Annotated in this window: 12 protein-coding genes; 8 read left to right on the top strand and 4 right to left on the bottom strand. The window is 71.3% G+C overall.

The window, feature by feature from the left end:
- Positions 1 to 28 precede the first annotated feature (28 nt).
- The 4 genes from ABT053_RS28605 (at position 29) to pgfA (ABT053_RS28590) (ending at position 7,243) form a co-directional block, all read left to right on the top strand.
- Positions 29 to 160, top strand: coding sequence for a hypothetical protein (locus ABT053_RS28605; protein WP_344745256.1), 132 nt, complete (start codon positions 29 to 31; stop codon positions 158 to 160).
- Positions 161 to 362: 202 nt separating this feature from the next.
- A complete protein-coding gene (locus ABT053_RS28600) occupies positions 363 to 1,658 on the top strand; it encodes a glycosyltransferase family 4 protein (protein ID WP_350972977.1) in 1,296 nt (431 codons plus the stop codon).
- Complete coding sequence (locus tag ABT053_RS28595; RefSeq protein ID WP_350972974.1) at positions 1,659 to 6,179, top strand: alpha-(1->3)-arabinofuranosyltransferase domain-containing protein; 4,521 nt, start codon at positions 1,659 to 1,661, stop codon at positions 6,177 to 6,179.
- Positions 6,176 to 7,243 (top strand): cell envelope lipid trafficking protein PgfA, encoded by a 1,068-nt coding sequence (gene pgfA, locus ABT053_RS28590; protein ID WP_350972973.1) that lies wholly within the window; start codon positions 6,176 to 6,178, stop codon positions 7,241 to 7,243. Before ABT053_RS28595 ends, pgfA (ABT053_RS28590) begins: the two co-directional genes overlap by 4 nt.
- Here pgfA (ABT053_RS28590) and ABT053_RS28585 read toward each other — a convergent pair.
- The gene (locus ABT053_RS28585) at positions 7,185 to 8,402 is read right to left on the bottom strand and encodes an acyltransferase family protein (RefSeq protein ID WP_350972971.1); all 1,218 of its coding nucleotides are present in this window, start codon (positions 8,400 to 8,402) and stop codon (positions 7,185 to 7,187) included. The genes pgfA (ABT053_RS28590) and ABT053_RS28585 overlap by 59 nt on opposite strands.
- A gap of 162 nt (positions 8,403 to 8,564) precedes the next feature.
- Here ABT053_RS28585 and pgfA (ABT053_RS28580) point away from each other — a divergent pair, with 162 nt between their 5' ends.
- The 4 genes from pgfA (ABT053_RS28580) (at position 8,565) to ABT053_RS28565 (ending at position 16,313) form a co-directional block, all read left to right on the top strand.
- Positions 8,565 to 9,479, top strand: a complete 915-nt coding sequence (gene pgfA / locus ABT053_RS28580; RefSeq protein ID WP_350972970.1) for a cell envelope lipid trafficking protein PgfA — start codon at positions 8,565 to 8,567, stop codon at positions 9,477 to 9,479.
- Positions 9,480 to 9,715: 236 nt separating this feature from the next.
- The gene (locus tag ABT053_RS28575; RefSeq protein WP_350972969.1) at positions 9,716 to 10,831 is read left to right on the top strand and encodes an NAD(P)H-dependent flavin oxidoreductase; all 1,116 of its coding nucleotides are present in this window, start codon (positions 9,716 to 9,718) and stop codon (positions 10,829 to 10,831) included.
- Between the two features lie 138 nt (positions 10,832 to 10,969).
- On the top strand, positions 10,970 to 12,703 hold the full coding sequence (locus tag ABT053_RS28570) for a hypothetical protein (RefSeq protein ID WP_350972967.1): 1,734 nt from the start codon (positions 10,970 to 10,972) through the stop codon (positions 12,701 to 12,703).
- Positions 12,704 to 12,989: 286 nt separating this feature from the next.
- Complete coding sequence (locus tag ABT053_RS28565; protein WP_350972965.1) at positions 12,990 to 16,313, top strand: 3-keto-alpha-glucoside-1,2-lyase-like domain-containing protein; 3,324 nt, start codon at positions 12,990 to 12,992, stop codon at positions 16,311 to 16,313.
- 174 nt (positions 16,314 to 16,487) lie between these two features.
- On the opposite strand, the gene ABT053_RS28560 is transcribed toward ABT053_RS28565, so the two are convergent.
- The 3 genes from ABT053_RS28560 to ABT053_RS28550 all read right to left on the bottom strand — a co-directional run bounded on the left by ABT053_RS28560 (position 16,488) and on the right by ABT053_RS28550 (position 21,063).
- Complete coding sequence (locus ABT053_RS28560; protein ID WP_350972963.1) at positions 16,488 to 17,699, bottom strand: cysteine desulfurase-like protein; 1,212 nt, start codon at positions 17,697 to 17,699, stop codon at positions 16,488 to 16,490.
- Between the two features lie 518 nt (positions 17,700 to 18,217).
- Complete coding sequence (locus tag ABT053_RS28555) at positions 18,218 to 20,155, bottom strand: ATP-binding protein (RefSeq protein ID WP_350972962.1); 1,938 nt, start codon at positions 20,153 to 20,155, stop codon at positions 18,218 to 18,220.
- 92 nt (positions 20,156 to 20,247) lie between these two features.
- Positions 20,248 to 21,063, bottom strand: a complete 816-nt coding sequence (locus ABT053_RS28550) for a crotonase/enoyl-CoA hydratase family protein (protein ID WP_350972961.1) — start codon at positions 21,061 to 21,063, stop codon at positions 20,248 to 20,250.
- Positions 21,064 to 21,165: the final 102 nt, after the last annotated feature.

Genomic DNA, 21,165 nt, shown 5'->3' with positions numbered 1-21,165 from the left:
ACGACCACGCGTTGGAGGGAGAACTCGAGTGTTGCGAGTGATTGCCGCTCTGGCGGTAGGGGCGGTGCTGGCGGTCGGAGCGTCGGTGGCCGTCACGAACGTCGCGGCGCCCACCCCCGAGCCGCCCAACAGACCGCTCTACAACTACGGCACCAGGTGACGGCCCGGGGCCGCAGGCCGGCCCCGGCAACCACCTGAGCGCCGGTACCCCCGACGCGAGGGAGACCCCTTCCGGGTCACGTCGACGCGACAGGGCCTGGCCGCCGCATGCGCGAATTCCCCCCGGCGCCGCTCTCGCGTGCCGTAAGGCGGCGATTCCCGGCGCCCGTCGTACAAGGGCACGCCACACGGAGTTACAGGAGATGCAGGAGATAGGAGTGGTCGTGGCCGGACAGGGCGCCAGGGCGACCCCCCGGGCCTCGGGCCCGCCGCCCGCCGCGGGCCTGGTGGCCGCGACGGGGCGGCAGCGGCCGTCCCTGCACGGGGTGCGCGTCGCCGTCCTGAACTTCCGCGAGCCTCAGCAGTCCGTGGCGGGCGGCGCCGAGGAGTACGCCTGGCAGGTCAGCCGCTACCTGGTCGGGCAGGGGGCCTCGGTCACCTTCGTCACCTCCAGGGAGGCCGGGCAGTCCGCGGCCGAGGAGCGCGACGGCATCGCGCTGCGGCGGATGGGCAACCCGTTCCTCGTCTACCTGCTGGTCCCGCTCTGGCTGCTGTGGCGGCGCCGGGACTTCGACGCCGTCATCGACTGCATGAACGGCATCCCCTTCTTCGCCCCCCTGGTCGTGAGGCGGCGCACGGCGGTCGTCTCCCTGGTGCACCACGTGCACGACCGCCAGTTCCACGCCTTCTTCCCGCGCTGGCTGGCCAGGATCGGCTGCTTCGTCGAGGGGCCGGTCGCCCGGCTCGTCTACCGGCGCCGCGCGACCGTCACAGTCTCGGAGTCCTCCAGGAACGAGCTGCGCGAGCGGCTCGGCTGGCTCGCGCCGATCCAGGTCATCCCGAACGGCAGCCCGGTGGCGCGCCCGGTCGCGAGCGTCGGGGGCACGGCGGGAGATCCCGCCGTGGTCTACCTCGGCAGGCTCGTGGGCCACAAGCGCGTCGAGCGGGTGGTGGACCTCGCCGGTGACCTCGAAGCGGCCTGGCCCGGCGTCCACGTGCACGTCATCGGGCGCGGCGGCGAGCGGGAGCGGCTCGCCGCCCACGCCGCCCGCCGGGGCCTGGAGGACCGGGTCCACCTGCACGGCTTCCTGCCCGAGGCCGCCAAGAACGCGATCCTGGGGGCGGCGCGGGTCAACGTCACCGCCTCGGAGTTCGAGGGCTGGGGACTGACCGTGATCGAGGCCGCCGCGCTCGGCGTCCCGACGGTCGCCTTCGACGTCGCGGGCCTGCGCGACTCGGTACGCGACGGCGTCACCGGCTGGCTGGTCAGGGAGGGCGAGGCGCTCGCCGACGTGGTGGACCGCGCGCTGCGGGAACTGTCGGACCCGGCCAGGCGCGAGGAGATCCAGCAGGCGTGCAGGCTCTGGGCCGCCGAGTTCACCTGGGGAAGAACGGGCGCTACGATGACCGGACTAATCACCACGGAACTATCTAAAAACGGTCGTCACCTCCATGTATCCGATCCCTGTCTCGCCACGGGTGAGACCGACCCGCCGTAAGTGTCCGTGATCCCTGAGGCGTGGATCACCCGCCTGGCCGCGCCTCCCGCCACCTTCGGAGCCTCCGACACCGGGATCCGCCGCAGGCTCAGGCTGATCGCCGGGTGCCTCTTCCTCGCGGCCGTCGCCTTCAACATGGCGCCGGGCATGCTCATCGCCGAGACGAAGCTGGACATGCCGATCAACCCGATCGGCTTCCTCTCCCAGGCGCTGAACATGTGGGACCAGGACTATCTGGGACACCTGCAGAACCAGGCGTACGGCTACATCTTCCCGATGGGCCCCTTCTACACCCTGCTGATCAACGCGGGCATGCCCCCGTGGGTGGTGCAGCGGCTCTGGGTGACGCTGATCCTGTGCGTGGCCTTCGTCGGCGTCGCCCAGGTGGCGAGGGCGCTGCGGATCGGCGGGCAGCTCGCCGGGGTGCTGGCCGGTCTCGCCTACGCGCTCGCCCCGCACGCGCAGGCGCTCATGGGGTTCAACTCCGTGGAGTTCGCCCCCAGCGCGGTCCTGCCCTGGGTGCTGCTCTTCCTCGTCAGGGGGGCGCGCGGCGAGACGAGCCCGCGCAGGGCCGCGTGCCTGTCGGCGCTGGCGTTCCTGTGCGCGGGCGGCATCAACGCCGCCGCCGAGCTGGCCGTGCTCGTCGTACCGATGATCTACCTGCTGACCCGGGCGCGCGGGCCGCGCAAGCGGCGGCTGATCGCCTGGTGGCTCGCCGCGATCGCCGCGGTGTCGTTCTGGTGGCTCGCCCCCCTGGTGATGCTCGGCAGGTACGTCTTCTCGTTCATGCCCTTCACCGAGAACGCGTGGACGACCACGGTCGTGGGCTCGCTGACCAACGTGCTGCGCGGGATGAACAGCTGGGTGGCCTTCCTGCCGGTGGACGGCCGCCCCTTCCTGCCCGCCGCCTACGAGCACGCCACGACGCCCTGGCTCGTCCTGGTCACCGCGCTCGTCGCCGGGCTGGGGCTGGCCGGGCTCACCCTCGCGCGCACGCCCGAGCGGGCCTTCCTGCTGCTGACCACGCTCGCGGGCGTCGCCATCCTCGTCGCGGGACACGCCGGGCCGCTCGCCGAACCCCTCAGGGCGCTGCTGGACGGCCCGCTCGCGCCGTTCCGCAACCTGCACAAGTTCAACGCGCTCGTACGGCTGCCGGTGGTGCTCGGCCTCGCCGCGCTCGTCTCGTACGTGGGGGCGCGCAGGGCCCTCGTCCGCCTCCCCGTCGCGGTGGCGGGGGCCGGGCTGGTCGGGCTCACCCTCGTCCCCGTCGCCTCGGCGGGCATCGCGCCGAGCGGCGCGTTCGCCGACGTCCCCGAGCACTGGCGGCAGGCGGCCTCCTGGCTGGACGACCGGGCCGACCAGGGCACCGTGCTGGTCCTGCCGGGAGCCCGGCGCGGCGAGTACACCTGGGGACGGCCGCTCGACGAGCCGTTCCAGCCGCTGCTGAAGAAGGCCCGCTGGGTGAGCAACACGATCGTGCCGTGGGGCACGGCCGGATCCAACCGGCTCGTCAAGGCGATCGACGACCGCTTCGCCAACGGGCAGGGGTCGGAGGGGCTCACCCGGACCCTGCGCAGGATGGGCGTGCGCTACCTGCTGATCCGCAACGACCTCGACAGGGTCGCCTTCGGCGACGCGTGGCCCGCCCGCGTGCACGAGGCGCTGGACCGTTCTCCCGGCCTGGAACGGGTGCGCGGCTTCGGGCCCACGGTCGGCTTCGAGGACTCCTCGACCGGCGCGGGCTGGCTCGACCAGCCGTACACGTCCCTGGAGATCTACGAGGTCACCGGGGCGCGTCCCGTGGTCGGCACGGTCGCCGCGGAACGGCCGCTGCGGGTCTCCGGCGGCCCCGAGGCGCTGCTCACCATGGCCGAGGAGGGCGTCCTCGGCGACGACCGGCCGGTGATCCTCGGCGACGACCCCGGCGCGGACGCGATCCCCGCCGCCGACACCGTGCTCACCGACACCATGCGGCGGCGCGAGCTGGTGGTGAGCGACCTGCGCAGGCCGTACGGCGAGACGATGACGCCGGACGAGCCCTACGAGGGCCTGGGGCCCGCCTACGACCTCACCGACCCCGCGTGGGCCGACCCCAAGACGGTCGCCGTCTTCACCGGGATCAAGGGCGTCACCGCCTCCTCCTCGCAGTCCAGGCTCGGCGTGACCCCCGGGACCCGCGACGGCGGGCAGCAGCCGTACGCCGCGGTGGACTTCGACCTGCGCACCGGGTGGCGTTCCACCGGCTGGGAGCCGCCCACCGAGCAGTGGCTGGAGGTCCAGTTCACCGAGCCGATCACGGTGCCCTCGATGCAGGCCGTCTTCGAACGCTCCGAGAACGCGGTGACGGTCTCCGAGGTCATGGTCGAGACCGACACCGGCAGGGTGCGCACCCGGCTCGGCCTCGGCGCGCTGTGGGAGAAGCTGAACGTCCCGCCGGGCAAGACGTCCCGGCTCCGGATCCGGGTCACCGGGGTCCTGCGCGACCCCAACCCCCGGGTCGGCATCACCGAGCTGGCCATCCCCGGGGTCCGCCCCGGGCGCACCCTCGTGGTTCCGGCCGCGTCCTCGGCGGACCCCGGGTCGCCTGGGCAGACGGTCGTGACCAGCCGGACGGACACCGCCCCCGGCTGCATGCTCGGCTCCTACGCCTGGACCTGCTCGGACAGGCTGCGCTTCGTGGGCGAGGACGGTTACGCCTTCGACAGGTCGGTTCCCGTCGCCACCGGGAGGCGGGTGCTGGAGGGCAGGGCCGTGCTCACCGACCAGCGGGTGGCGGAGACCCTGCTGATGCCCACCGGGAGCTTCCCGCGCGCCACCGCCTCCTCCACCGCGGGCGACATCCCGGCCACCGGCGCCTACGCGGCCTTCGACGACGACCGCAGGACCATCTGGTACGCCGGGGACAAGGACCTGGCCCCCTCGCTCTCCGCCGAGCTGGGCAGGGAGGTGACCCTGTCCCGGCTGCGCGTGGACTTCCCCGACACCAGGCTGGGCGCCCCGCCGGTCCGGGTCACCGTCGAGACCGACGGCGGCGTCCGGTACGCCTGGGCCTCGAAGGACGGGTGGATCCGCTTCGCGCCGATGAGGGCGAGCCGGGTGAAGCTCACCTTCGCCGCCCTCGGCTCCTGGCGGATGGAGGTGCTCGGGGTGGCCGTCCCGGGTGTCGCGCCGCTGCCCGCCCTGGACGCGCAGCCGGTGAGGATGCCCTGCGGGTTCGGCCCGACGCTCACCGTCAACGGGGTCGAGACGCCCACCGAGATCCACAGCGGGACGCTGGGCGACCTGTTCAACGGCCGCCCGGTCGGCTACCGGGCCTGCGAGGCGGTGTGGTCCCGGGGCGGCACGCTGCGGGTGCGCGCCGCCGCGCTCCAGGGCTTCCGGGTGGACTCGATGGTCCTGCGCGCCACCGGGACCGCCAAAGGCGGCGGGGCCGGGAGTACCGGAACCGCCAAGAGCGCCGGGAGCGCCGAGAGCACCGGAACCGCCGGGAGTGCCGAGAGCACCGGGAGCACCGGGAGCACCGGGAGCACCGGGAGCGCTGGAACCGCCGGAACCGCCGGAACCGCCGGGAGCGCCGGGAGCGCCGGGAGCGTCGGGAGCGTCGGGAGCGTCGGGAGCGTCGGGAGCGCGGCGGAGGTGACCCTGCGGCCCGCGGCCGTCGAGAGGTGGGACGCCGGGGAGCGCCGGGTCAGGGTCTCCACGACGGAGCCCTCCTACCTGGCGCTCGGCGAGAACTTCAACCGGGGCTGGCAGGCGTCGTTCGGCGGGCGCGTGCTGGAACCGGCCCGGCTGGACGGCTGGCGGCAGGCGTGGCTGCTCCCCCCCGGGAGCGGGACCGTCGTGATGACGTACGCCCCCGACGGCCTCTACCGGGCGTCGCTGATCGCGGGCTGGGCGCTGGTCGCGCTGGTCGTCGTGCTCGCCCTGGCCCGCCGCCGCCCGGCCGGGAGGCATCCCGCGTCGCCGCCCGCGGCGGTGCGGGCGGCCTGGCTGTGGCCGCTCGCCCCCGCGCTGGGCCTCCTGGCCGAGGGCTGGGCCGGGGCCGCGCTGACCGGCCTGGTGGCGGCGCTCGCCCTGTGGCTGCGGGGCGTCGCCGGGGCCGGGCACAGCGCGGGCGGCCCGCCCCACCGGATCGGCCGGGTGCTGCTCACGCCGTTCCCGGTCGCGGCGGCGCTCGGCGCGGCCGGTCTCGCGCTCGGCTACGGCGGGGACGCCGGGGCGGCGGTGGCGCAGTACCTCTGCCTGGTCGCGCTCGGCCTGCTGCTCGCCGCGGCGCGCGTGCCGCCGCCACCCCGCTCGTGGCTGCCGGTACGGGCACGGGCCCAGGACGGTCCCCTCCAACAGGACGGCCCCCTCGGACAAGACCGTCCCCTCCAACAGGACGGTCCCCTCCAGCAGGACGGCTCCCTCCAGCTGGACGGTCCCCTGCAACAGGACGGTCTCCTGCAACAGGACGGCTCCCTGCAACAGGACCCTCCTCTCCAGCAGGACCGTCCTCTCCGACCCGGGGAGGGACGATGAACGGCCAGAGGTCGCGCGGCGTGCTGCTCCTGGTCGCCGGAGCCTTCCTGATCACGCTGGCCGCGCTGGTGCGCCTCTACGTCTACCCCAGCGGCCTGCTCCTGCCCGCCGAGCAGGACCGGATCACCAAGCTGACCACCGAGTCCGGCTCCTACTTCGACACCGCCACCCTGCGCACGCACCGGGGCGTCCCGCTGGAGACGGTCGTGGCCAGGTACGGGGACACGGTCAGGTCCACGCCCGACGTCGCCGTGTGGACCGAGTTCGTCTCCCTCGCCACCCGCGACGGACAGCGCGTCGACTATCACGAGCGCCGCGCCGCCTTCGACCGCCGTACGGGGCTGGCGGTCAACTGCTGCGAGAACTACGTCGACGAGAACGCGAACCCCGCCCCGCGCGGGCTGGTGTTCCGCTGGCCCTTCGGCACCCGGCCGGTCGCCTACCAGGTCTACGACCCGCTCGTCCGGCGCCCGGTGACCGCCCGCTTCGAGGGGATCGAGACCCTGTACGGCGTCCGGGTCAACCGCTACGCGCAGCGCCTGGTCAACGAGCGGCTCGTCCAGCAGGCCATGCAGCTGCCCGGGTCGGTTCTCGGCCTGGGCGGCGGGAAGCCGTTCCCCGTGAACGCCTACGTCGAGGGGACCCGCACCTTCTGGGTGGAACCGGAGAGCGGCATGGTGATCGGGGTCAGGGAGAACCTGGTCAAGACCCTGCGCACCCCCGACGGCCGGGGGCGGCTGGTCGCGCTCGCCGCCGACATGCGTACCAGCGAGGGGGACGAGCGGTGGAACGCCGGGGAGGCGGAGCAGTTCGGCCGCTGGACGACGCTCGTCAACCGGGTGGTCCCGCTGTCGTGCGCCGTGCTCGGCGCGCTGCTGCTGGTGGCGGGCCTGCGCGTGCAGACCCGCGTCCCCGCCCCCGCGAGCCCCGAGGACTCCGAAAGCCCCGAGGGCCCCGAGGACGCAGACGGCGCCGACGCCCCCGGCGAGGGGGAGGGAGACGGGGTCAGCGGCGGCGGAGCCGGTGGAGCCGCAGCGCCGGAGCCTCGACCAGCCGGTGGCTGAGGTCGGCGAGCAGCACGGTGAACGCGGTGCACACCACCAGCGTCGTCAGCAGGCCGCCGGTGAAGCTCTCCTGGCCGGTCAGCTCGTACCAGCCCACGATCACCACGAACTGCCACAGGAAGACGCCGTAGGAGATGCGGCCGAGATAGCGCATCACCCGGTTGCCGAGCAGCGCGCGCAGCGGCGAGGGTTCGGGGGTCTGCAGGGCCACGGGGGCGAGCAGGGCCAGCACGAAGACCGTGTAGAGGATCATCTCGAAGACGTCCGTCCACAGGTCCTGGATCTCGAAGAGGCGGCCTCCCGCGACGGGGCTGGCCGCGACGGCGTACACGAGGGCGGCGATGATCCAGCAGGTCACCCACGACTCGCGCAGCCCCCTGGTCAGCCGCCGCACCGGGGCGTCCGGGTCGGTCTCGGCGTGCGCCCAGAGCGAGACGACGGCGAGCGCCATGCCCGTCGCGAAGTAGAGCATCGACCGGGGGAGCCAGAGCCCGAGTTCGGGCCGGTGCGCGGGGAGGTGGCTGAAGATCGCCCAGAGGGGGGAGACGAGGGCGAGCGCGCAGATGCCGGTGAGCAGCAGCCGGGCCCTCGCCACCGGGTCCGCGCCGCGCCGTGCCAGGGCGCGCAGCGCGACGGCGATCAGCGGGAGGGCGAGGTAGAAGGTCATCTCGACCGAGAGGCTCCACATCTGCCCGAGCCCCGGCGGGCTCGCCCCGGCCCACCACGGGTCGGGGACGTAGTTCTGCACCAGCAGCAGGAAGGGCAGCCAGCTGACCGGGTCGGCCGCCCGCGGCCACGACCACAGCGACAGCGCGACGGCGACCACGAGCCAGTACGCGGGCAGGATGCGCAGCGCCCGCTTCCACAGGTAGTCGCCGACGCGAGGGGGAGCCACGCCTCCCGTGCCCGCCGTGCTCCCCGCACCCGCCGTGCCCTCCATGGCCTCCCTGGCCCAGGGACGGTAGAGCAGGAAGCCGGAGAGCAGGAAGAAGATGGGCACCGCGATGTCGCCCCGGGAGAGCAGGGCGGGGAGGAACCCCTCCCGGAGCGATGCGCCCGTCGTGCTCGCCACGTGGTATACCAGAACGCCGAAGGAGGCGACCGCGCGGACGCCGTCCATGGCGTCGAGATGCCCGCCGACCGCCGGGAGATCCCGCACGTCCCCGCCGGTCAACTCCCGGTGAACCGGCATAGAACCTGTTTCGGTCACTTTTTGGCATCCCTGGTGACGTAGGTGATTCCCGGCACTAACATATCGCGAAATGGAACTTGTTATAGGGCGATCGGGACACCTATATAGCGCACGGCCCCTGGAGGAGCGATGCGTCGCGTCATCGGTTTGGTGTTGATCGGAATCGGGGCATTCCTCATTGTTCTCGCACCGCTCGTGCGGTTCCAGGTGGCGGCCAGCCTGATCGCCGCCCCCGCCAACCAGTACGGCATCAGCAAGCTGGAGGCCGTCGACGCCCAGTACTTCAGTCCCGGGGACCTGAAGGTGATGACGGGTGACCTCGACATCACCGTCACCACCAGGGGCGACGTCGCCGCGGCCGAGGGCGACCGGGTCGTCTGGGAGGAGGCGATGGCGGTCAACGACGTCACCAACCAGAACCCCCTCATCAACTTCACCGAGCGCCGCAGCGCCTTCAACAAGTACACCGGCGAGGGCGTCAACTGCTGCGACGTCAACATCGACAAGGACCCCGTGCGGCTCCAGGGCCAGATCTACAAGTGGCCCTTCGACGTCGAGAAGAAGACGTACAGCGTGTTCAACGCGACCACCGGCAAGGCGTTCGACGCCAGGTTCGTCGGTGAGGAGCAGGTCGGAGGGCTCACGGTCTATCGGTTCGAGCAGTCCGTCCCGGCGACCAAGATCGACACCATCACCGCCCCGGCCTCCGTCCTCGGCATGGACGACTCCGGCGACGTGCAGGTGGACCGGGTCTACGACGGCGTCAACACCTACTGGATTGAGCCGGCCACCGGCTCGCCGGTGCGGCAGGAGCAGCAGCGCCACGACGTGCTCAAGACCCAGGACGGGGTCGAGCGCTCGCTCGCGTTCGTCGCCACCGCGAAGATGACCCAGCAGACCCAGGACGACCTGGTCAAGAACGCGGTCGACGGCAGGAACACCATCACGCTGCTCAGGACCACGATCCCGGTCGTGCTCCTGGTGGGCGGCCTGATCCTGGCCGTCGTCGGCTTCGTCCTCGTGAGGCGCCGCAGGGACATCTGAGGAACATCTGAGGGACGGCCGGGAGACGGCAGGGCCTCTGACGGAACCACGGAGGGAGGCCGCGGGCACACGCCCGCGGCCTCCCTCTTTCCGTGTTCTCCGGAGAGGAACTACTGGAACGCGTTCCACCTTTTCTTCGCTTCATTACTCGCGAGTAGCTTGAGGTTGTGACGAGAAGAAATGTTCTGGAATAGAACGCGTTGCAGTTTGTTCCTGACCAGTCGTACAGTCGTGGTATGCGGACACGTGTTACCGACATGCTCGGTATAGAGTTGCCGATCTTCGCGTTCAGTCACTGCCGTGACGTCGTCGCCGAGGTAAGCCGCGCCGGGGGGATGGGCGTGCTCGGCGCCCTCTACTTCACCCCCGAGGAGCTCGAGATGGAGCTCAAGTGGATCGACGACCACGTCGACGGCAGGCCGTACGGCGTCGACGTGGTCATGCCCGCCTCGTACGCGGGCTCCGACCTCGGCGTCGACTCCCCCGAGGACCTCGTGGGACGGCTCCAGGGGATGATCCCCCAGGGGCACCGGGACTTCGTCGACGGCCTGCTCGCCTCCCACGGCGTGCCGCCGCTCTCGGCCGACGCGGACGCGGGCAGGGTGCTGCTCGGCTGGACCGACGCCACCGCCCGCCCGCAGGTGGAGGTGGCCCTGCGGCACCCGATCGCGCTGCTCGCCAACGCGCTGGGCCCGCCCCCCGCCGACGTGGTCGAGCAGGCCCACGCCAAGGGGGTGAAGGTCGCCGCGCTCGCCTCCACCCCCCGGCACGCGATCAAGCAGGTCGAGGTCGGCGTGGACATCGTCGTGGCCCAGGGCACCGAGGCGGGCGGGCACACCGGGGAGATCTCCACGATGGTCCTCATCCCGCAGGTCGTGGACGCCGTCGACGTCCCCGTGCTCGCCGCGGGCGGCATCGGCGACGGCCGACAGATGGCGGCCGGGCTCGCGCTCGGCGCCGAGGGCGTGTGGACGGGGTCGATCTGGCTCGCGGTGGAGGAGGCCGACACCTCCGAGGTGGTCAAGCGGCGCATCCTGGCGGCCACCTCGCGCGACACCGTGCGCTCGCGGTCCTGGACCGGCAAGCCCGCGCGGCTGCTCAAGAACGAGTGGACCGACGCCTGGGAGTCCCGGGAGTCGCCCGGCACGCTCCCGATGCCGCTGCAGTTCATGCTGATCTCCGAGGCGCTCCGCCGGATCGGCCGCTCCGACGCGACCGAGCTGGCGACCTTCCCCGCCGGGCAGATCATCGGCACGATGAACCAGGTCAGGTCCACCAGGGACGTCGTCTTCGGCATGATCGAGCAGTACGTCGAGGCAATGGAACGATTGGGCCGCATTACCGACGAGTAGGTAGCTCATACCTGGACGAATGGACTAAGAACTCATCAGAGCCGATGAGTTTGGAGAATGATGGCGTCGCCCCAGGTCACCGACCGTGCCCCCGATCGTCCGGCGAGGGCTTCCGTGCCCTTCTCCGGGAGCCGGAAGGTGTTCGGCGTCGCGCTCGTCCTCGTCGCGGCCCAGCTGGTCTGGCGGGCCGTGGTCCTGCACCGGGGCGGCTTCTTCGGCGACGACCTCAACATGGTGGGCCGGGCCGCGGCCGAGCCGTTCGGGCTCGACTACCTCTTCGGGGTCTACTCCGCGCACGTGATGCCGGTCGGGATGATCGCCAACAAGGTCGTCACCTCGCTCGGCGCGTACGACTGGACGGTGACCGCGGCGGCGCTGCTGCTCCTCCAGCTCGCCGCCTCGCTCGCCGTGTACCGCATGCTGCGCGTGCTGTTCGGGGCCCGCTGGGCGATCCTGGTGCCCCTGTCCCTCTACCTGTCCACGCCGCTCGCCCTGCCCGCCTTCTACTGGTGGGCGGCGGCGGTCCAGGCCCTGCCGCTGCAGGTCGCCATCGCGATGGCGGTCGCCTCCCACGTGACGTTCCTGCGGTCGGGGCGGGGCGTGGACGCGGTCGTGACGGGGCTGTGGTTCCTGTTCGGGCTCGGCTCCTTCCACCTCAAGGCCGTCTTCGCCATCCCCCTGCTGCTCGTCCTGGTCACGGTCCTGTACTTCCCGGTCCGCGAGCGCCTGCGCTCCCTGGCGGTCGTGTCCGGCGCGTACGCGGCCATGGCGGGCGCCTACTCGATCCTGTTCGTCCTGCAGCTCGACCGCCTGCACGGCCAGACCATCGGGGCGCCCGCGTCGGAGGTGGCGGGCCGGGCGATGGCGCGGATGCTGGGCGTCACCCTCCCCGTGCTCGCGGCCGGGGGCCCCGGACCCTGGTGGTACAAGTTCTACGCGGTCCCGCCGCAGCTGATGATCGGGGCGGCCTGGCTGCTCGTCGCGGTGGTCGTCGCCGTCACCCTGTTCTTCCGGCGCGGGGCGTGGAAGGCGTGGCTGATCCTCGCCGTCTACCCGCCCCTCCTCATGGTGCCGATCCTGGCCGGGCGCTCCCTGGACCGCGCCCTGGGGGAGGAGGCCCGCTACCTCGCGGACGTGACCCCGGTGATCGCCCTCTGCCTGGCGCTCGCGATGCTCCCGCTGCTGGGCGAGGCGCGCCCGTACCGCAGGCGGATCCCGGCCCGCGCCGCCGTCAGGACCGCCTGCGCGCTGCTGGCGGCCGGGATCGCGGCCTGCTCCGTCTACTCCGCGCACAGATACGTGACGGGGACGGAGCCGGGGCGGGCCGAGATCCGCACCTACCTCGCCTCGGTGCGGGCCACGCTGGCCGCCGCCCCGCCGGGCGGTGACGTCTACCCCCAGCAGACCCCCTACGACCAGTTCGGCTTCGGGTACGGGGACGAGGGCCTCAGCAACCTCACCCTCAGCCCGCTGGCCCCGCCCGGCCTGGCCGCCCTCATGCGCAACCCCCGCCCGGCCGCCGCCCCGCTCGTGCTCGACCGCACCGGGCGCCGACTCGTCCCGGCCCGCCTCACCGGCCCCTACGTCGCCGCCCCCGGAGGCTGCTTCCCCCAGCGGGGCGGCCTGATCTCGGTCCCCCTCTCGCACAAGGGCGGCATGGTCGTCCTCGGCCTGGACTACCGCTCCACCGCCAGGACGGCGGCCTACGTGCGCGTCGGGGAACAGGAGACCGAGGTCGTCTTCGAGCAGGGGAACGGCAGGATCCACATCCCCTTCACGGCCCCCGGCGCCTCCGTACGGCTGGAGATCCTGTCGGCCGAGACCCAGGTCTGCGTCATCGGCGGCCTCTTCGGCGGCCCGGTCCCGCGCTAGACGAGTGGGCCCGGAGCCTGGCCGGTGGTCGCGGGCGGTGCCGCGGCTTCGCACCCTTCTGTCGTGACGAGAGAGACTTTCGTCGATTAGCGGCAAAAAGGTATGGGCAAGCGGAAGATCTTGCCTTAGATTACGGCGCAGAGCAGCGTTAGCCCCTTCGTGTCACAGCGAGCAAGACCCGGCATCCGCCATTCGACCGGCCATACCGGCGGTGCCGCACCCCCCACGCCGCGCCGGGCGCGGCACCCTCACCGAGATGGGACTGGCTATGCGGAAATTACCCCTGTTGTCCGTCTTACTGCTCACCGCGCTCTCATGGCTCGCCGTACCCGCCCAGGCCCGCGCGGCGGTGCCGCCGCAGCAGCCGGGCGTCACCCTGCGCACCTACGACGTCCAGGTCGAGCTGTCCAAGCTCTGCACGCTCAAGCCCGGCCAGACGCCCAACGTCGACAAGCTGATGCCCACGATCGACTGGACCTCCGACGCCGACTTCGGCCTGGTCGACAAGTTCGTCACCGAGGCCGTCGGCAACATCTCCATCGCCACCGCGGGGGCGTACGAGTTCCGGCTCACCAGCGACGACGGATCCCGGCTGCGCATCGACGACACCGTCGTGATCACCAACGACGGGCGGCACGCGGAGATCGCCGTGGAGGGCACGATCACCCTGACCACCGGCTACCACGCGTTGCGCGTCGACCACTTCGAGCACCTGTACGGCCAGCGGCTCAAGCTGGAGTGGAAGCCGCCCGGCGCCCCGGGGTTCACCCTCGTGCCGACCTCGGTGCTGAGCACGGACGCGGACGTGGTGCGGGTCACCGCCCCCGGGCGCAAGGAGTGCGAGAGCGGCGCCGACTCCCCGGGCGACGGGCTGCCGCTGGAGTCGGTACACCCCGACTTCACGCTCACCGACCTGCGACCGGCCGGGTTCCAGCCGCAGGTGACCGCGATGGACTGGCTGCCCGACGACCGGCTGGCGATCACCACGTGGGGCGGCTCGGAGACCAGGGCCGGTGAGGTCTACCTGCTCGGCAACGTCACGGGCGCGACCTCACCCGCGCGGGTGACCACCAAGAAGATCGCCAGCGGGCTTCAGGAGCCCATGGGCATCAAGTACGTGGACGGCAAGCTCTACGTGTCGGAGAAGTCCCGGCTGGTGGAGCTGAACGACACCAATGGCGACGAGGTCGCCGACAACCTCAGGACCGTGGCGACCTGGCCGTTCGGCGGCAACTTCCACGAGTTCGCGTTCGGGATGCTCTACCGCGACGGCCACTTCTACATCAACCTCTCCGTCGCCATCAACTACGGCGGCGCCACCACCGACCCGCAGCCCGCGCCGGACAGGGGCACGACCATCAAGGTCAGCAAGGCCACCGGCGCGATCGAGTACGTCGCCGGAGGCCTGCGCACGCCCAACGGGCTCGGCTGGGGCCCGAACGACGACCTGTTCGTCATGGACAACCAGGGCGGCTGGCTGCCCGCCTCGAAACTCGTACACGTCAAGCAGGACCGGTTCTTCAACCACCACACCAACCCCGACGGCCGGTTCGACGACGAGCCGGTGAGCGCGCCCGTGCTCTGGCTGCCGCACAACGAGATCGCCAACTCCCCCAGCACGCCGCTGCTCGTGAAGCAGGGCAGGTTCGCGGGGCAGATGCTGTTCGGCGACGTCACCTACGGCGGGATCCAGCGCGGCTACCTGGAGAAGGTCAACGGCGAGTACCAGGGCGCGGTCTTCCGCCTCACCCAGGGCCTGGAGGCGGGGGTCAACCGGATCAGCCTGGGACCCGACGGCGCCGTCTACGCCGGAGGACTCGGCGCCGGAGGCAACTGGGGCCAGACGGGCAAGCTCACCTACGGGCTGCAGAAGCTGACCCCCAGCGGCGACAAGGCCTTCGACATCCTGAGGATGCGCGCGATCGAGGGCGGCTTCGAGCTGGAGTACACCCAGCCGCTGTCGGCCGCGACCGCCGCGTCGCTCGCGGCCAGGTACCAGGCCACCCAGTGGCGCTACGTCGCGGCCTCCACCTACGGCGGCCCCAAGGTGGACGAGGAGCCGCTGCCCGTCACCTCCGCGGACCTGAGCCCCGACGGGAAGAAGGTCACGCTGAAGCTCGCGGGCCTCAAGCCGGGGCGCGTGGTGCACCTGCGGTCGCCGCGCCCGTTCAGCTCGGCGTCGGGGCAGCCGCTGTGGAGCACCGAGGCCTGGTACACCCTCAACACCCTGGTCAACGGCCCGGAGACCGACACCGTGTACGAGGCGGAGAGCGCCTCGCACAGCGGCGGCGCGAAGCTGAACACCGACCACCCGAGCTACTCGGGAAGCGGCTTCGTCGACGGTTACCAGGCCGTGGGAGCGGCCACGCGGTTCGCCGTGCGCGTGCCCAGGGAGGGCACGTACCACGTGGGCCTGCGCTACTCCAACGGCCCGAACCCCGCGCCCGGCACCAAATCCCTGAGCGTGTACGTCAACGGGACCAAGGTCAGGCAGGTGCCGCTGCCCACCACGGAGACGTGGGACCTGTGGGCCACCCGGGTCGAACCGCTCACGCTGAAGGAGGGCGCCAACACCATCGCCTACAGGTTCGACGGCGGCGACAAGGGCAACGTCAACCTGGACTTCATCACCGTGGCCGCGCAACGGGTGTTCGAGGCGGAGAACGCCACGCTGGGCGGTGGCGCGAAGGCGAACCAGAACCACCGGGGCTACACCTACAAGGGCTTCGTCGACGGCTACTGGAACGAGGGCGCGAGCACGTCGTTCTCCGTGTGGTCGGACTCGGCCGGCCCGCACAACGTGGGGCTCCGCTACGCGTCCGACACCGGCAGGTCGGTGAGCGTGTACGTCAACGGCGAGAAGGTCAGGCGGGTGCGGCTGGCCGCCACCGGCGGCTGGGACGCCTGGGCCGTCCAGACGGAGGCGCTCACCCTGAACCGGGGCACGAACACGATCGCCTACAGGTACGACTCCGGCGACACGGGCAACGTCAACCTCGACCACCTCACCGTGTCGAAGGCGCAGCGGATCACCCTGTTCGACGGGTCCGGCCTGGCGGCGTGGGAGAAGCGGGGCGGCGGGGCGGCGACCTGGCCGGTCGCGAACGGCGCCGTGGAGTCCTACGGCGGCGACATCCGCACCCGGCAGACGTTCGGCGACTTCAAGCTCCACGCCGAGTGGTACGAGCCGGACTACCCGCCGAACGTGACCGGGCAGCAGCGCGGCAACAGCGGCATCTTCCTCCAGGAACGCTACGAGGTCCAGGTCCTGGAGTCCTACGGCGACACCACACCGGCCGCCAACGAGGCGGGCGCGATCTACAACAAGCGCGCGCCCGACCGCAACATGGCCACCGCCTCGGGGACGTGGCAGACCTACGAGATCACCTTCCGCGCGGCCCGCTACACCGACGCGGGGGTGAAGACCGACAACGCGCGGGTCACGGTCGTCTGGAACGGCGTGGTGGTGCACGACGACGTGGCCGTCGACGGCGGCACGGGCGACCACATCCCGGAGAGCGCGGCGTCGGGCGGGATCCGCCTCCAGGACCACGGCGACGCCGGTGAGAACCCCCGCTTCCGCAACATCTGGATCGAACCCGTCTCCTGACCCCGTCCGGCCGGCAGGCCGTCCCGCGCCCTCCGCGCGCGGACGGCCTGCCGGCCATGAGCGTGCCGTCGCCGGTGGAGGGTGAGTCCGCACACCCCGTGATCCCGACGTCGGACAGGCACTGGAACCCGGAACCGGGTCAGCCCGTGGCGGTGCCGTTCCCGCCGCCTCGGGCTACAGCGCCTCCCCGGCCAGCTCCCGGACGCCCTTGAGGAGCCTGTCCACGTCGGACTCGTCGGTGTACGGCGCGATCCCGGCCCGGATCGCCCCGGCGTCGCCCAGACCCAGGCGGCGGGAGCACTCCAGCGCGTAGAAGGAGCTCGCGGGCGCGTTGACGCCGCGTTCGGCCAGGAAGCGGTAGGCGTCGGCCGGCCTGACGTGGTCGACGGAGAACAGCGTCGTGGGGGTACGGCTGCGCGACGCCGCGCCGTACGAGGTCACCCCGGGGATCTCGGCCAGACCGGCGTCGAGCCGGTCGAGCATCACCCTCTCGTGCTCCTCCAGCGCGGCCATCGAGCCGGTCAGGCGCTCGCGCCGGGTCCCCTCGCCCGGCACGAGCCCGGCGAGGAAGTCGACCGCCGCCGTCGTACCGGCGAGCAGCTCGTACGGCAGCGTGCCCAGCTCGAAGCGCTCGGGCACCGCGTCGCTGGAGGGGAGCAGCTTGTCGGGGCGGACGGTCTCCAGCAGGCCGGGGTCGGCGGCGAGCACACCCAGGTGCGGCCCGAGGAACTTGTACGGCGAGCAGGCATAGAAGTCGGCGCCCAGCCGCCCGGCGTCGACCAGGCTGTGCGGCGTCAGGTGCACGCCGTCGACGTAGAGCAGCGCCCCCGCCTCGTGCACCCGCTCGGCGATCGCCGGGACGTCCGGGCGGGTGCCCAGCAGGTTCGACGCGGCCGTGACGGCCACCAGCCTGGTGCGCCCGGTGAGCAGGCCGGCGACGGCCTCGACGTCCAGCTCGCCGCTCTCCGGGTCGAAGTCGGCCCAGCGCACCGTGACCCCGCGCGCCTCGGCGGCCTGCGTCCAGGGCCGGATGTTCGCGTCGTGGTCCAGCGTGGTGACCACGACCTCGTCACCGGGGCCCCACTCCTTGGCGAGCGCGCGGGCCATGTCGTAGGTGAGCTGCGTCATGCTCCGGCCGAACACGACGCCGCCCGGCGTGACGCCGAGCAGGTCGGCCATCGCCCGGCGCGCCCCGGTCACGATCCCGTCGGCCCGCCGCTCGGCGGCGGTCTCGGCCCCCCGGTTGGAGACCGCGGCCCGCAACGCCCCGGCCACCGCCTCCGCCACCACCCCGGGCACCTGCGACCCCCCGGGCCCGTCGAAGTGCGCCGCGCCCTCGTTCAACGCGGGAAAATGCGCCCGTACGGCCGTTACGTCGTATGCCATGAAACCTCCAGGATCGCTGTCGACCATAGGTGTTCCGTCCCACGGTGCTGCACGACTGACGAAGACAGGTCAGCAGCGGGTTGAGCTGTGGCGGATTGGATCTGCCGCACCCGCTCAGCGGTCGGCCTGCTGCTCGCGGCCACGATCGGGACATCTGCGGTGTGGCCTGATGCGTCTTCTACGTCAGCCCAGCTCACAGGTGGAAAAGTTTCGCTAAATTCCTGCCACGGTGGCAGGAGCCTCCACGGGCCACGTTACGCGCCACAGACCCGTGTTCGGGAAATTAGTGGTTTCCGCTGTCGGCGGAGACGAACTGTTTCCCGAACACCCTGCCTGGCGTGAGAGTGAATCAAGCCGACTCCACAGAATCCGGAGCACAGTAGCCGGGTGCTAGCTGGGTGGGCTTCAGGCGCACTACCGAAGCATCTGCTCCACGGGTGGGCCGCTTGCGGCCCACCCGTGGAGCAGAGCCGACCATCAGCGTCACCATTGCTTCGGAACTTCTCGTCTGGAGTTCGTTACACCGGCTCGGCTGCCTGGGGCATCACTGAGCCGTGGACTCGCCTGAGATATTCCAGCGCGTGTTCCGTGGCCGGATCATGGTTCAGCCGGTCGCGGTAGAAGTGGAGACGATCCTCGCAGTCGTCGATGATCTCGCTCCATGTCCTCGCCCAGACACGGATGCCGCCCTCCCACTCGGCGATACAACCCGGCGGGCGGTTCGGGGCTGTCGCATCCCGCCGGACGATATCGTCCATCTGTGTGGAGACGACCCAGAAGTCCCAGGAGACACGGGCATCCCGGAACTGAGGGTCGTCGGCGACCGCTTGAGCGTAACTCTTGATCTGACCGACCTCTGTCTGGCCGATCTTCACCTTGGGAGCTTTGAGCTCGACGACAAGGTGTTCTCGCCCGGAGCTTCCCCGGTGCGCCTTGCCCAACATGAGGTCGACGATCCCCTGTCGGCCGTCCTCCCTGCGTACCGGATCAAGCTCTTCGGCTTCCGTCTCCCGGCCCAGCGCTTTCAGATGACGGATGAGCACCGTGTCCAGGCTCTGGTCGCTGACCATCAGTGCGTACGCGTCCCCGAACACCCATGTCTCGCGCTCAAGGATCTTGTGAAGCTCGCTTCGTTCCTTGACCGTCCTGCTCATTCCCGGTTCGAAGACGAGTTTCTTTAGCGCGGCGATGAAGTCCAGCCGATCGGCCACCTGTCCCGTCGCCTTGATCACTTCGGAGAGACTCGTCCGCTGGAGGAGGCGCTTGAGCTCTTCCTGCTCCGACTGGGGCAGCCGGAACAGCTCGTCCAGCACCGGGTAGAGCCCGCTGGGGTCGTGGGAGATGATCTCTTTGAGGAGCCGGAGAGTGGTTTTCCGGCTCTGCTGAGAGCCAGGCAGGCGGCGGGTGATCGTGGTCGCCACCTCGTCGAACATCTGACGTTCGACCGCCTGCGCGGGCTCTGTGAGCTCCCCGCGGTAGGGATAGACGCCTTCTTGCTTCCATTCCTGGATCTGCCGGGCTCTGCGCTGCCGATCGCGGTCCCGGAAATGCGTGCGCAGCTTCTCCCTGGCGGCCTCAAGCAGGCTGGAGATCTCGTCCAGCTCCGCCAGGTGCAGGTCGTTTCTGCGCTCGACGAAGCCGTCCCACAACAGGTACGCCGTGAAGTGGTAGCCCGGGGCCTGGATTCCCGGCGAGACCTCGTCCAGGACCACGCCGTTGGCGTCGCAGAGGGCGAGCACCCGGCCGACATCCTTGCGCCACTCGATGACGCGAAGCAGTGGATCCGGCTGTTCGGGGGCGCTCTGCCAGGAGACAGGATACTGCTCCATATCGGCCCAGACGGTCGCCGGATCGAGCCGCTTCCCCTGATAGACGATGTTCACATCGGGGTTCGCAGCGAGAAAGGGGGCGAAGATCGAGGCCAGTTGCTGCGCGGTGTCGTCTTGGACCAACCGGCTGACGTAGCCCGCGGGCACCGATGCCTCAACCCGTGTCCCAACCGGATCATCCACGTAGTCCGGCTCGGAGATGTCGAAGTCCGCGGGCCGGTCGATGGTGCCGCTGATGATCGTACGTTCCGTCCGGCCGTCCATCGCGTTCGCGACGGTGACCCACCGCACCTGCTCACCCAGTGCGAACGCCCGGAGTCTTCCCTGTCCGCTGTGGCCGTGCAGTCCACGCTTCAGCTCGGGCGAGACTTTGGCCTTGGTCTTCCATGAACCGCCCAGCCCGCTGAAGTCCTTCTCACAGGAGGCGTTCGGCATTCCGTGGCCGTCGTCGCTGACGCTGACGTACTCGATGCCACCCAGTTCGTTGGTTTCGATGTCCACCGTGATGTTGCAGGCCTCGGCGTCCAGCGCGTTCCAGATCATCTCCGAGACCGCGCCCACCGGGTCCTTCAAGCGGGCGAGGCGAAGGAGGTGATCTGGTTTGGCCTCGATGTGAATCGTGCGCACATGGCCACTATCCCAGGCCACGTGCGAGATCGTGCGGAAGATCGCCGGATGAGAACGTCGTCGTCCGCCTCGTAGGTCGATGGTGCTCCGGGTCATTCGCCCCGGTAGGTGGCCGGGCGCTTTTCGCGGAAGGCTCGGGAGCCCTCCTTGGCGTCCTCGGAGCCGATGACCGGCCAGCCGATGGTGTCGGAGACCTTCAGGGCCTCGGCCTCGGGCAGGCCCAGGGTCTCGCGGTAGGCGCGGAGGATGGCCTGGACGGCGAGGGGGCCGCACTCGGCGACCTGGGCGGCGATCTCCAGGGCTACGGTCAGCGCCTCGCCGTCGGGGACGACCCGGTTGACCAGGCCCATGGCCAGCGCCTCCCGGGCGGTGACGGCGCGGCCGGTGAGCAGGATGTCCATGGCGAAGGCGTACGGGATCTGGCGGGGCAGGCGGATCGCGGAGCCGCCCATGGGGAAGAGGGCGCGGCGGGCCTCGAACAGGCCGAGGGTGGCGGACTCGGCGACCACCCGCAGGTCGGTGCCGACGAGCAGCTCGGTACCCCCGGCCACGGCGTACCCCTCGACCGCGCAGACGATCGGCTTCGTCGGCAGGGCGCCGGAGTCGCGGAGCAGGCCCTTCCAGTGGAAGTCGGGGATGGCCGCGGCCCGCTCCCTGACCCGGGCGTCCTGCGACGGGCTGCCCATCGCCTTCAGGTCGGCGCCTGCGCAGAACGTCCCGTGCGCGCCGGTCAGCACGGCGACGCGGACCCCGGGCTCCTCCGAGACGTACGCCCAGGCGTCGGCCAGGCCGACGAGCATGTCGGTGGAGAGCGCGTTCCTCGCCTCGGGCCGGTCCATGGTGACGACCACGACGTGACCGTCGCGCTCGACCCGGCAGTGCGGGGTGCTGATCGGCAGGAGTTCCACGGGACGACCTCCGTTGATTCGCCAGGTGCCTGACGGGAAATTCTGGACTCGTAGCGTTCCCCGGGGCGGGGGTCCCGGTTGTTCCCGCGCGGCCGGGCCGCC

Source organism: Streptosporangium sp. NPDC002524, from assembly GCF_040295985.1.
Lineage (GTDB): Bacteria > Actinomycetota > Actinomycetes > Streptosporangiales > Streptosporangiaceae > Streptosporangium.
This window is presented reverse-complemented; position numbering and strand designations above follow the sequence as displayed.

Excerpts from the sequence above, each read along its gene's own strand:
- ABT053_RS28600 (WP_350972977.1), top strand. The coding sequence starts at position 363 with ATGCAGGAGATAGGAGTGGTCGTGGCCGGACAGGGCGCCAGGGCGACC.
- pgfA (WP_350972973.1), top strand. The coding sequence starts at position 6,176 with ATGAACGGCCAGAGGTCGCGCGGCGTGCTGCTCCTGGTCGCCGGAGCC.
- pgfA (WP_350972970.1), top strand. The coding sequence starts at position 8,565 with ATGCGTCGCGTCATCGGTTTGGTGTTGATCGGAATCGGGGCATTCCTC.
- ABT053_RS28575 (WP_350972969.1), top strand. The coding sequence starts at position 9,716 with ATGCGGACACGTGTTACCGACATGCTCGGTATAGAGTTGCCGATCTTC.
- ABT053_RS28560 (WP_350972963.1), bottom strand. The coding sequence starts at position 17,699 with ATGGCATACGACGTAACGGCCGTACGGGCGCATTTTCCCGCGTTGAAC.